Source organism: Collimonas sp., from assembly GCF_044339385.1.
Taxonomy (GTDB): Bacteria; Pseudomonadota; Gammaproteobacteria; order Burkholderiales; family Burkholderiaceae_D; genus Collimonas.
The window spans coordinates 1-11744 of the sequence record NZ_JBIIVN010000072.1; the positions used below are offsets into that span (position 1 = coordinate 1).

Sequence of the window (11744 nt, forward strand, 5' to 3'; positions counted from 1 at the left end):
ATCTTCTTCATTGCTGGTCTTTCCAAAGGATCGTTGATTTTACGTTACCTATGGAAGACTAAATTTCGGGGGAAGCTCACTCTTTGTTTCCTGTTATTTTTACCGTTTTTACCGACTACAACCTGGCGCGGCAGCGATGGCCAAATAACGCTGGCAAATCTTCCATTTTATTCATCAACCTGTCATATTCACTACATAGACTCCGCGAAAACCATCAGACCATCAGACCATCAGACCATCAGACCTGTAGCCTGATTCATGAACAAAAAGACCAAGTCGGAAAATGATGCTCAATTTTCAGGCGCCAGATTAGGTGCCAACCCAAGCTATTTAAACCGGGAACTATCGCTGTTGGCCTTCAACCGGCGCGTCATGGCCCAGGCCGAAGATCGCCACGTTCCATTGCTGGAGCGATTGCGTTACTTATGTATTGTCAGCAACAATCTCGATGAGTTTTTTGAAGTCCGTATCGCCAGCTTGCTTGCCAACGGTCGCAGCGACGGCGAAAGCGCCGAGCCTCCCGGCCTGAGTGCGGCATTGGAACGCACCAGCATTGAGTGTCACCAGATTGTCAGTCGCCAGTATGAGATATTGAATCAGGTAATCCTGCCGCAACTCTCGGCTATCGGTATTCACCTGCTGCGGCACAACGATCGCACGGACCAACAGCGAGCGTGGATAAAAACTTTTTTTGAGCAGGAAATACGACCTTTGCTCACGCCGATCGGCCTGGATCCGGCCCGCCCTTTCCCCCAAGTGTTGAACAAGAGCCTGAATTTCATCGTCGAGATGGCCGGCAAAGATGCCTTCGGCCGCAACACCACGATTGCCATCATTAAAGCGCCGCGCGTGCTGCCCCGGGTTATCAAACTGCCTGATGCGCTATCACCCAAGGGCAGCTCGTTCTGCCTGTTGTCATCGATCATCCACGCCCATATCGGCGACCTGTTCGCCGGGCGCCAGATATTATCGTATTCACAATTTCGGGTGACGCGCAACAGTGATTTGTGGGTCGATGAAGAAGAAGTAAAGAATTTGCGCCAAGTCCTGCAGAGCGAATTGCAAAGCCGCCAGTTCGGGGTTGCGGTACGGCTTGAGGTAGCGCGCAGTTGCCCTGAGCATTTGGCGCAATTCCTGCTCCACCAGTTTGCCATTGCGCCCAACCGCCTGTATGCGGTAGACGGGCCGGTCAACCTGGTCCGACTGTCAGAGATGATTGATCAGGTGAGTGACGCATCGCTGCGGTTCCCACAGTTTTTGCCGGGCTTACCGATCCAACTGGAGGTCGCCGACGACATTTTCGACCTCTTGAAAAAAAAGGATGTGCTGCTGCACCACCCTTTCCAATCGTTCCAGCCGGTGATTGACTTTGTCCGTTCGGCCGCATTCGACCCATATGTCGTGGCAATCAAGCAAACCATCTACCGCACCGGCATGAATTCCGATCTGATGGAAGCCTTGATACTGGCGGCACAGGGTGGCAAGGAAGTCACCGTGGTGGTGGAGCTGATGGCGCGCTTCGACGAGGAAGCCAATATCAACTGGGCCGACAAGCTTGAACGCGCCGGCGCACAGGTTGTGTATGGCGCGGTCGGACTGAAGACGCATGCCAAATTGTCACTGGTGATTCGCCGCGAACCGGATAAAAAAGATGGCAACGGCGAACTGCGCTACTACGCCCACCTGGGCACCGGCAACTATCATCCAAGCACGACCAAGCTCTACACCGACTTCGGGCTGCTGACCTCTGACCAAAAGCTGGCCACCGAAGTCAACGAAGTATTCATGCACCTGACAAGCCTGACCAAACCGAAAAAGATGGATCTGCTATGGCTGGCGCCGTTCTCACTACAGAAGGAAATCATTCGCGCCATCCACAATGAAGCCGAGATCGCCCGCAAAGGCCGGCCGGCGCGCATTATCGCCAAGATGAACGCCTTGCTGGACGAATCCGTAATCAGTGCGCTGTATGCAGCCTCTGCCGACGGCGTCAAGATCGAATTGATCGTGCGTGGCGCTTGTGCACTACGCCCGGGGGTACCCGGCTTGTCGGAAAACATTCATGTGCGCTCAGTCATCGGCCGTTTCCTGGAGCATAGCCGCATCTACTATTTCCGCAATAACCTGCAACATGACGTCTATCTGAGCAGTGCAGACTGGATGAATCGCAACCTGTTCCGACGTATCGAGGTGGCCTTCCCTGTGCATGACAAAGCGCTTAAGAAGCGGGTCATCAACGAGGGCCTGACCCCCTATTTGAAAGACAATGCCAACGCCTGGATTCTGGGGTCTGACGGCAGTTGGCACAAATCAAAGCCGCATCGAACACAAAAAGCGTATAGCGCACAACGGCATCTGATGCTCGCATTGGGCGAGCTTTCCCCGACAAAGTAAAAGAAGCAATCACGCAAGGGACCACATTACGGAACTGATTTTATGGCGACACGCAGAGGCAGAAGTCGGTGAGCCGGACCTCGGCCGTGCGCTAACAACCAAGGGGTACAAGCAAGCATGGAAAATGGCCGATTGGCTGGATCACAATTTGCCAAACAGTTGCAAAATTATCAGCAGCCCGGCAACTCGTACGGTACAGACTACGGAAGCGCTGGGCCGCAAATTTAAAACCCACCCGGACCTGGCACCAGATTGTTCGGCCGAGCAATTGCTCGCGGTCGCCAATTGGCCTTTCAATCGTGAGCCGGTGTTGATCATCGGCCACCAGCCTACGCTGGGACAGGTTGCCGCGTTACTCATAGCGGGACAGATGCAGGAGTGGTCGGTCCGCAAAGGCAATGTCTGGTGGATTGCCCAGCGCGAGCGCGGCGATATTACGACCAATTATCTGAAAGCGATCATGTCGCCGGAATTGATCGCTAAATAACTCACCAGCGCAGCCCGCTTAACCAAGCACTCATCAACAAACGGGAAATGACATAAATAATAATTTTCATATTTGCGGCCAGTTTGGTCAAATATGTATTTCTATTTACACCGTTGTTATCCAACGACAGGATTTACGCGGAGCACCTTTACATAAGATAGAATGAGGCACTTGCTTAATTGCAATATATGCAACTTTGTGTGGCAGTCGTCCAGAATCATCGAAAAGGCAACATATGCTCTATCAATTTCACGAATTCAACCGATCGTTGATGTTACCGCTCGTGCAATGGGCTAGCGCCGGTGCGAGGCTCTTCACCGATCCGGTTTCACCGCTGGCACATACCCCCTTCTCGCAACGTATCGCTGCCGGCTACGAATTGATGTACCGGCTGAGTAAAGATTACGAAAAGCCGGCCTTTGACATCAGCAATACCCAGATCAATGGCAAGGACGTAGGCATCGTCGAAGAAGTTACCCAGACATTGCCGTTCTGCCGACTGCTGCATTTCAAAAAAGACCTTAGCAACAAAGAAGCCGGCGCTCTCAAGCAACCGACGGTGCTGCTGGTGGCACCGCTGTCGGGCCATCACTCAACATTACTGCGCGACACCGTGCGCGGCCTCCTGCCAGAACACGATGTCTACATCACCGACTGGACCGATGCCCGCATGGTGCCGGCCAGCGAGGGCGCCTTCCATCTGCATGACTATATCTATTACGTGCAGGATTTCATCCGCCTGCTGGGCCCGAATGTACACGTGATTTCAGTCTGTCAGCCGACGGTACCGGTATTGGCCGCCATCTCGCTGATGGCCAGCGCCAAGGATAGCCGTCTGCCGAAGAGCATGACCATGATGGGCGGCCCGATCGATCCGAGCAAATCGCCAACCGATGTCAACGACCTGGCGACAGAAAAGCCATTCAGCTGGTTTGAAAATACCGTCATATATAGCGTGCCGTCTAATTATCCGGGCTTTGGCCGCAAGGTTTATCCCGGCTTCTTGCAACATGCCGGTTTCGTCGCCATGAACCCTAGCCGCCACGCGCAGAGCCACTGGGATTTTTACATGCACTTGCGCGAAGGATATAACGAGTCAGCCGAAAGCCACCGCAAGTTCTACGACGAATACAACGCGGTGCTGGACATGCCGGCCGATTACTATCTGGAAACCATCAAGACCGTGTTCCAGGATCACGCTTTGCCGCGAGGCACCTGGGAGGTCGAAGGTAAGCTGGTGCGCCCGCAAGATATCAAGAGCGTCGCGCTGTTCACCATCGAAGGCAAACTGGACGACATTTCCGGCCCCGGCCAGACCCAGGCAGCGCATGATTTGTGCAGCGCTATCCCTAAAGCCAAGAAACAGCATTTCACCGCAGAAAAATGCGGCCACTACGGCATTTTCTCAGGCCGTCGGTGGCGCGAAGTGATTTGCCCGAAAATTACGGCATTTATCAAGGACAACGCGTAATCAGGCTAATCCTGCCGCAATAAGCGTGTCGGGTCTGAGCATCAGTGATTGCAGGACAAACTTCAACCGCACGAACTATCGCTAGAAGTCACGGCCATGGGCGGCTCGCCGAGCGGCTCGAAACAACGCATTTTGGTTTCGACCAGGCTGCGCCGGTTGTCGCCAAGCCGATTCTTCCAGAGGGCCAGTGTAAGCAGCCGACTGGTTCGCAAGATCTGGTTCCGAACATCGTCGCAGCAAGGCGCGTTTCTTTCGATTGTTCGGCATTGTTTCTGGCGGGATAATCGCCGCCGCGTGGCGCATCTCAAGCAATTTTTTTGAAATTTGCTGGGTCGTCGACGCGGTTGACCAGGCGGTGCAGCGAGGAATCCAGGATAATAGGCGCCATGTTGTCATCATCCAATTAATTACTCACCGCCTGTGCCAGCCCTATCTTTAACCTCCCTCGCCGACCGCATTGAAGCGCTGCTGCCGCAGACGCAATGCACCAAATGCGGTTATCCGGCCTGCCGGCCTTATGCTGAAGCCATCGCCGACGGCAGCGCCAGCTATAACCAGTGCCCGCCCGGCGGCCAGCAAGGCGTAGCGCGCCTGGCGCAACTGCTGGGACAACCGGAGATTGCGTTGAATCCGGTCAACGGCATCGAACGTCCGCGGCGGACGGCAATCATCGACGAAGCTGCCTGTATCGGCTGCACTCTCTGCATCCAGGCCTGTCCGGTAGATGCAATTGTCGGTGCCGCCAAACAAATGCATACGGTGATTGCTGAGCAGTGCACCGGCTGCGACCTCTGCGTCGCTCCCTGCCCGGTCGACTGCATTACCATGGTTGACGTCAGTGGCACGCAAACCGGATGGAACGCGTGGACCCAGCAGCAAGCCGATGCGGCACGCGCTCGCCATGATTTCCGTCGGTTCAGGCTGGGCCGCGAGAAACAGGAGAACGACGACCGGCTGGCAGCCAAGGCGGCGGAAAAGCTCAAAGCTGTGGCGGCCGAAGCCGCCGCTTCGCCCGAACAACAAGCCGAACAGCAGCGTAAGAAAGCGATCATTGAGGCGGCGATAGAACGAGCTCGCCTGAAGAAAGAACAAGCTGCCCAGGATCCGCAATGAACGCAGAAAAACGCCGCGAAATATTTACCCGTCTGCGCGCAGCGCTGCCGCATCCGACTACCGAATTGGAATACACCTCGCCGTTCGAGTTGCTGATCGCGGTGATTCTGTCGGCGCAAGCCACGGATGTCTCGGTGAACAAAGCAACCCGCAAACTGTACCCAGTCGCCAATACCCCAGCTCAAATCCATGCGCTTGGGGTTGATGGCTTGATGCCGTACATCCAGACCATCGGCCTGTATTGCACCAAGGCCAAGAACGTCATCGAGACCTGCCGCATGCTGATGACGCTGAACGACAGCCAGGTGCCGCGCAGCCGCGAAGAATTACAAGCGTTACCTGGCGTCGGCCGAAAAACTGCCAACGTCGTACTAAACACCGCTTTCGGTGTACCGACGATTGCCGTCGACACCCACATATTCCGGGTTTCCAACCGCACCGGTATTGCGCCTGGCAAGGATGTCGATGCGGTCGAGCAAAAATTGATGAAACTGGTACCGGCCGAATTCCTGCTGGACGCGCATCACTGGCTGATATTGCATGGCCGCTACACGTGTATCGCCCGCAAACCGCTATGCTGGAACTGCAACATCGCCGACCTCTGTGATTTCAAAAGCAAGACGCCGTTACCAGAAAAAGGAATCTGATCCTCATGTCGCAATCGCACTCTCATCCGCACACCGAACACCATTTTGAAGCCAGCGATACCGTACGCGATATCGTCATCGGGATGGCCGACGGCCTGACCGTGCCGTTCGCACTGGCAGCCGGCATCAGTGGCGCAGCAGTTGGCATCGATATCATCGTTACTGCCGGCGTCGCCGAGATTGCCGCCGGTTCGATTGCGATGGGCCTGGGCGGCTACCTGGCCGGGCGCACACAACACCAGCATTACTATGCCGAGCGCGAGCGGGAAGAACAGGAAATTCGCAACGTGCCGCATCGCGAACGCAAGGAAGTAATCGACATCATGGCGCAGTATGGCGTCAGCGCTCAAGAGTGCCAGCCCATGCTGGCGGCCCTGGAACGCAATCCGCTGGCGTGGCGCGATTTCATGATGCGTTTCGAACTGGGTCTGGAGGAACCACAACCGGCGGCCGCCCGCAAAAGTGCGCTCACTATTGCACTGTCGTATCTGGTCGGCGGCATGATTCCGCTGTCGCCGTACATGCTCACGCAATCGATTCCACAAGCGTTAGCGGCATCGACTGGCGTGACGTTGCTCGCCCTGTTCATTTTCGGCTACTTGAAAGGCAGCGTGACCGGCACCGGCGCCTTCAAGTCGGCCCTGCAAACCCTGATGGTCGGCGGCCTGGCCGCGGCTGTCGCTTTCGGCATTGCCAGACTGATTAGTTAAGCATCATGTTCAACCCATCCCAAGACGACGTGCGCCGCTTTTTCTGTGAAACCTATCGCAAGCAGCACGCCAATGAAATATTAACGCCGCTGGAAGCCATAGCCGCCAACTGGCTGGAACAGCATCCCGAATATGCCAGCGACTTGAACAATGTCGAAGCGGCGCTGGCCGCCGATTATTCGGTCGAGAACGGCCAGACCAATCCGTTTCTGCACTTGTCTATGCACCTGTCGATTGCGGAACAAATTTCGATTGACCAACCGCCGGGTATCCGCGCTGCGGCTAACGCCCTGACCCAGCGCCTGCAATCGGAACATGAAGCGCATCACCAGATCATGGAGTGCCTTGGTCAAATGATCTGGAATGCGCAACGCAGCGGCTTGCCGCCTGATGGTGCTGCGTATATCGACTATGCTCGCCAGCGAGCATAAATTGCGACCGATGGCCGTTTGAACGCTCGCCAGCTTATGCTTTAACTTGGTCCGACAGCTCTTCATCGCGACGATGAAATAGCTGGTATAAAATCGGCAATACCAGCAGCGTCAGGATGGTTGACGACAGGATGCCGCCTATCACCACCGTTGCCAGCGGCCGCTGCACTTCGGCGCCGGTGCCGGTAGCAATTGCCATCGGCACGAAACCCAGCGATGCCACCAGCGCCGTCATCAACACCGGCCGCAAACGGGTCAACGCCCCCTCTCGGATCGCGACATCGAGCTTGCTACCGCCTTCCCGCAAAGTACAAATGAAGGCAATCATCACCAGCCCGTTCAATACCGCCACCCCGCACAAGGCGATAAAGCCGACCGCAGCCGAAATCGACAGCGGGATGTCGCGCAACCACAAGGCGACGATACCGCCGGTCAGCGCGAAGGGAATACCGCTGAATACCAGCAAGCCATCCTTCAGATTGCCGAACATAGCAAACAGTAATGTCAGCACCAGCAACAGTGCCACAGGAATCACTATCTGCAGACGCTCACTGGCCGATTGCAACTGCTCGAACTGACCGCCCCAACTGGTCCAGTAACCAGCCGGGATTTTTACCTGTTGCTGCAATTTTTGCTCTGCCTCGGCGACGAACGAGCCGATGTCCCGACCGCGCACATTGGCGCTGACCACGATGCGGCGTTTGCCGTTTTCACGGCTGATCTGATTTGGCCCCGGCGCCAGCTCCAGGCTGGCCACTTCTGCCAGCGGAATGTAGCTGATGCGGCCCTCCGCACCTGCCGTAGGCGGCAACGAAATCGGCAGTCGCTTGATCGCATCAAGGTCGGTGCGCAGATTCTCCGGCAGACGCACCACAATGTCGAAGCGGCGATCACCGTCGAACACGGTGCCGGCTTCCTTGCCGCCGATCGCGATAGCTATCACATCCTGTACATCGGCCACGTTCAGACCGTAGCGCGCGGTCTTGTCGCGGTCTATATTTACGGTCAGCATCGGCAAGCCGGAAGTCTGTTCGACCTTGACTTCGGCCGCGCCCGTGATTTTGCCAAGTAGTGCAGATACCTGATCGGCAGTCTGATTTAATACCGCCATGTCGTCACCGAATATCTTGACCGCGACATCGCTGCGCACGCCAGAAATCAATTCATTGAAGCGCAACTGAATCGGTTGCGAGAATTCATAACTATTGCCAGGAATGTCATTGGCAACTTTCTGGATCGCCGCCAACAGCGCATCCCGAGATTTTTTCGGCTGCGGCCATTCCTTCTCCGGCTTTAGCATGATGTAGCCATCGGAAATATTCGGCGGCATCGGATCAGAGGCGATCTCAGCTGTCCCGGTACGGGCAAATACTCGTTCGATTTCAGGAAATTGACGCTTCAGCGTGCTCTCGATCTGCTGCTGCATCGCCAACGATTGCGTCAGGCTGGTGCCGGGAATGCGTAACGCTTGAATCGCTATATCGCCCTCGTTCAGACTCGGTACGAACTCGCTGCCAAGCCGCGTCGCCAGCAAGCCGGACAACACCAGCACGGCCAACGCAGCGCCCAACACCGGGGCCTTACGCTGCATCACCCAATCGAGCGCCGGGGCATACAAGCGCTTGGCGCCGCGCATTAAGAAATTTTCACTTTCCGATACGCGCTTACCAATGAACAAGGCTACCGCAGCCGGAATGAAAGTGACCGACAGGATCATTGCCCCAATCAGCGCAATTACCACGGTCAGCGCCATTGGGTTGAACATCTTGCCCTCGACGCCAGTCAACGCGAAGATCGGCAGATAAACCACCATGATGATCACTTGGCCGAACAGTAGCGGCCGCCGCGCCTCCTTTGAGGCCGCGAACACTTCCTGGAAGCGCTCGCTGCGCGTAAGCTGCCTGCCGTAATGTGCCTGTGCATGCGCTAATCGCCGCACGCAGTTTTCGACAATCACCACCGCGCCGTCAATGATAATGCCGAAATCCAATGCCCCCAGGCTCAGCAAATTGGCACTCACCTTGTACTGCACCATACCGGTAAAGGTGAACAACATCGATAACGGAATCACCATGGCAGTGATGATCGCGGCACGGATATTTCCAAGAAATATGAACAGAATCGCAATCACCAGGATCGCGCCTTCCAACAGGTTCTTCTTGACCGTGTTGATGGCTTTGTCGACCAGGACCGTGCGGTCATACACGGTGACCGCCTCAACACCGGGCGGTAGAGTACGATTGATTTCGACAATCTTGCGATCAACCGCCTGCGATACTGCCCGGCTGTTTTCACCGATCAGCATGAACACCGTTCCCAACACTACCTCACGGCCATTCTCGGTGGCCGCACCGGTGCGTAACTCGCGGCCGATGCCGACCTCGCCGATATCGCGAATGCGGATCGGCACGCCCGCCACGTTACCGAGAATAATATTACGGATATCCTCAACCGAACTGACTTGCCCCGGTGCACGAATCAACAGTTGCTCGCCGCGCTTTTCGATGTAGCCGGCGCCGACGTTGTTGTTGTTGTTGCGATCGAGCGCCGTCACGATATCCTGCAGCGTCATTCCATACGAGGCCAGCTTCTCCGGCACCGGCGCTACCTGATATTCCTTGGCAAAGCCACCGATCGAGTTGATCTCGGTGACGCCCGTGACATTGCGCAATTGCGGCTTGATGATCCAGTCCTGGATTTCACGCAAGTCGGTCGACGTATAAGCGCTGCCGTCAGGCTTTTTGGCGCCATCCTTGGCCTCCACGGTCCATAAGTAGATCTCGCCAAGACCACTGGAAATCGGACCAAGCGCAGGCGTTACCCCCTCTGGCAATTTGCCGCGGGCTTCCTGGATCCGTTCGTTGACCAACTGCCGCGCAAAATAAAGATCGGTGCCACCCTTGAATATCACCGTAACCTGCGACAAGCCATAGCGCGACAGCGAGCGCGTCTGCTCCAGTTGCGGCAAACCGGCCATCACGGTCTCAATCGGAAAAGTCGCCCGCTGCTCGGTTTCAAGCGGTGAGTAACCCGGCGCCGACGTGTTGATCTGGACCTGAACATTAGTAATATCCGGCACCGCGTCGATCGGCAGTTTTTGATAGTTATAGATACCGAGGGCGGACATCGCAAACACGGCTATTAGAATCAGCCAGCGCTGCTCGATGGAGAAACGAATGATGCGTTCAAACATGGAATCGGGTCCTTTGAGTCATGGGCTTGATGGTGATCGACATCACGCGTTCAATGGGCGTGCTCGGCGCTGCTCTTGCCCAGCTCGGATTTGAGGACGAAGCTGCCATCGGCGGCATAGCGCGTGCCGGGCTTCAGTCCTTTAACGACCTCAGTGAGACGGCCATCGGCACGTCCGGTAACGACTGGCTGCACCATGAAACCATCGCTGATGCGAACGAACACAACCTGCTTGTCATCGACGCTTTGGATCGCCTCCGACAGCACCGCAGTCTTCACGTCGGCCTCACTGGAAATCACCTCGACATTGACAAACAGCCCAGGACGCCAGGCCATGTCGGGATTGGTCAGCGTAACGCGGGCCTTGGCGGTACGAGTCTGCTCACCCAGTAACGCACCGACATAGGCAATGCTGCCGTCAGCCTTGGAATCGAAGGCAGTAGCGTGGATTTGCACCTTCGCACCCAACCGCACCAGATTAAGATCCTTGGCAGGTACGCTGATCTCGGCCCACACTGTGGACAAATCAGAGATAGTAAAAATGCTGGCATCTGCGGCCACAGCCTCGCCCAAAGCAATATGCTTTTCAGTGACCGATCCATCGAACGGTGCGCGGATCTCGTATCGGTTGAGCGCGCCGGATGTACCGACACCGGTTCACAACACGTTCAATTTCTGACGTGCATTCTGCAAAGCGATTTGAGCTTCGTTCATGGCTTGATAGGCTTGCTCGGCAGAGATTTTTTCATCCCACAGCTTTTTCTCGCGCTCGTAAGTCGTGCGCGCAAAACTGTAACGCTTCTGTGCGGCGAGCAATTCGCTGCGCTGCTCAGCGAGGGCGGTGCTGGCCACCACCGCCAATAATTGTCCACGCTTGACGCGCTGCCCCAGATTGACCGCCACCTGCTCTACCACTCCGGCCAGACGCGGCACTACGTGCGCAGTTTTGTCTTCGTTGAAGCGAATTTCCCCTGGCAAGGTGATCGCTGTTTTAATGCGCGCTGACCCCGCACTCTCCAGCGTGACGGCGGCGGCAATCTGGGCGTCGCTTAACTCCAACTTACCCTCCTCCTGTGCAAAACTGGCCTGCAACTTCTGGCCGTTATATTGCAGCAGTAATTGGGCATCGAACACATGCGGCTCCTCAATTGCGGCGGCGCTGACCAGGAAGTCTGAGCTTCCCTCGATTTTTCGTCTCCCAACAGGTGGCTTTTATGCCGCCTGTTTTTCCTGATGTTGCTCAGTGAGCCAGTCATCTAAATACTGGCAGGGTGAACGATAGCCAAGCGTCGAATGCTG

9 protein-coding genes and 2 pseudogenes are annotated in these 11744 nt (G+C 55.9%); 8 read left to right on the forward strand and 3 right to left on the reverse strand.

The features are described from left to right. From ACIQ0R_RS07005 to ACIQ0R_RS07020, 4 genes are all read left to right on the forward strand, one after another. Positions 1-255, forward strand: a 255-nt coding sequence (locus ACIQ0R_RS07005) for a hypothetical protein (protein WP_395825441.1), incomplete at its 5' end; no start/stop codon positions are given. 3 nt (positions 256-258) lie between these two features. Further along, positions 259-2394: a polyphosphate kinase 1 gene (gene ppk1, locus ACIQ0R_RS07010; RefSeq protein ID WP_395825444.1), complete on the forward strand. Its 2136-nt coding sequence runs from the start codon at positions 259-261 to the stop codon at positions 2392-2394. A gap of 25 nt (positions 2395-2419) precedes the next feature. Continuing rightward, positions 2420-2881: a SixA phosphatase family protein gene (locus ACIQ0R_RS07015; RefSeq protein ID WP_395825466.1), complete on the forward strand. Its 462-nt coding sequence runs from the start codon at positions 2420-2422 to the stop codon at positions 2879-2881. A gap of 235 nt (positions 2882-3116) precedes the next feature. Next, the gene (locus ACIQ0R_RS07020; protein ID WP_395825447.1) at positions 3117-4352 is read left to right on the forward strand and encodes a polyhydroxyalkanoate depolymerase; all 1236 of its coding nucleotides are present in this window, start codon (positions 3117-3119) and stop codon (positions 4350-4352) included. A gap of 104 nt (positions 4353-4456) precedes the next feature. On the opposite strand, the pseudogene ACIQ0R_RS07025 reads toward ACIQ0R_RS07020, so the two are convergent. Then, a pseudogene (locus tag ACIQ0R_RS07025) lies at positions 4457-4576 on the reverse strand (IS5/IS1182 family transposase); the annotation flags it as partial. Between the two features lie 196 nt (positions 4577-4772). Between ACIQ0R_RS07025 and rsxB the strand changes: the two are divergent. From rsxB to ACIQ0R_RS07045, 4 genes are read left to right on the forward strand one after another with little or no spacing between them, the layout of a single operon-like run. Further along, positions 4773-5465, forward strand: coding sequence for an electron transport complex subunit RsxB (gene rsxB, locus ACIQ0R_RS07030; protein WP_395825450.1), 693 nt, complete (start codon positions 4773-4775; stop codon positions 5463-5465). Further along, positions 5462-6112 (forward strand): endonuclease III, encoded by a 651-nt coding sequence (gene nth, locus ACIQ0R_RS07035; RefSeq protein WP_395825454.1) that lies wholly within the window; start codon positions 5462-5464, stop codon positions 6110-6112. Before rsxB ends, nth begins: the two co-directional genes overlap by 4 nt. 5 nt (positions 6113-6117) lie before the next feature. Continuing rightward, positions 6118-6822: a VIT1/CCC1 transporter family protein gene (locus ACIQ0R_RS07040; RefSeq protein ID WP_395825457.1), complete on the forward strand. Its 705-nt coding sequence runs from the start codon at positions 6118-6120 to the stop codon at positions 6820-6822. 5 nt (positions 6823-6827) lie between these two features. After that, positions 6828-7253, forward strand: coding sequence for a DUF1841 family protein (locus ACIQ0R_RS07045; RefSeq protein WP_395825460.1), 426 nt, complete (start codon positions 6828-6830; stop codon positions 7251-7253). 34 nt (positions 7254-7287) lie between these two features. Here ACIQ0R_RS07045 and ACIQ0R_RS07050 read toward each other — a convergent pair whose 3' ends face one another. Together ACIQ0R_RS07050 and ACIQ0R_RS07055 are read right to left on the reverse strand one after the other, a co-directional pair. Beyond that, positions 7288-10446, reverse strand: a complete 3159-nt coding sequence (locus tag ACIQ0R_RS07050; protein ID WP_395825463.1) for a CusA/CzcA family heavy metal efflux RND transporter — start codon at positions 10444-10446, stop codon at positions 7288-7290. Positions 10447-10496: 50 nt separating this feature from the next. Beyond that, a pseudogene (locus tag ACIQ0R_RS07055) lies at positions 10497-11618 on the reverse strand (efflux RND transporter periplasmic adaptor subunit); the annotation flags it as partial. Between the last annotated feature and the right edge of the window lie 126 nt (positions 11619-11744).

Bases quoted from the DNA above. Each gene is read 5' to 3' on its own strand.
- nth (WP_395825454.1), top strand. From the start codon at position 5,462: ATGAACGCAGAAAAACGCCGCGAAATATTTACCCGTCTGCGCGCAGCG.
- ACIQ0R_RS07020 (WP_395825447.1), top strand. From the start codon at position 3,117: ATGCTCTATCAATTTCACGAATTCAACCGATCGTTGATGTTACCGCTC.
- ppk1 (WP_395825444.1), top strand. From the start codon at position 259: ATGAACAAAAAGACCAAGTCGGAAAATGATGCTCAATTTTCAGGCGCC.
- ACIQ0R_RS07040 (WP_395825457.1), top strand. From the start codon at position 6,118: ATGTCGCAATCGCACTCTCATCCGCACACCGAACACCATTTTGAAGCC.
- ACIQ0R_RS07050 (WP_395825463.1), bottom strand. From the start codon at position 10,446: ATGTTTGAACGCATCATTCGTTTCTCCATCGAGCAGCGCTGGCTGATT.
- ACIQ0R_RS07045 (WP_395825460.1), top strand. From the start codon at position 6,828: ATGTTCAACCCATCCCAAGACGACGTGCGCCGCTTTTTCTGTGAAACC.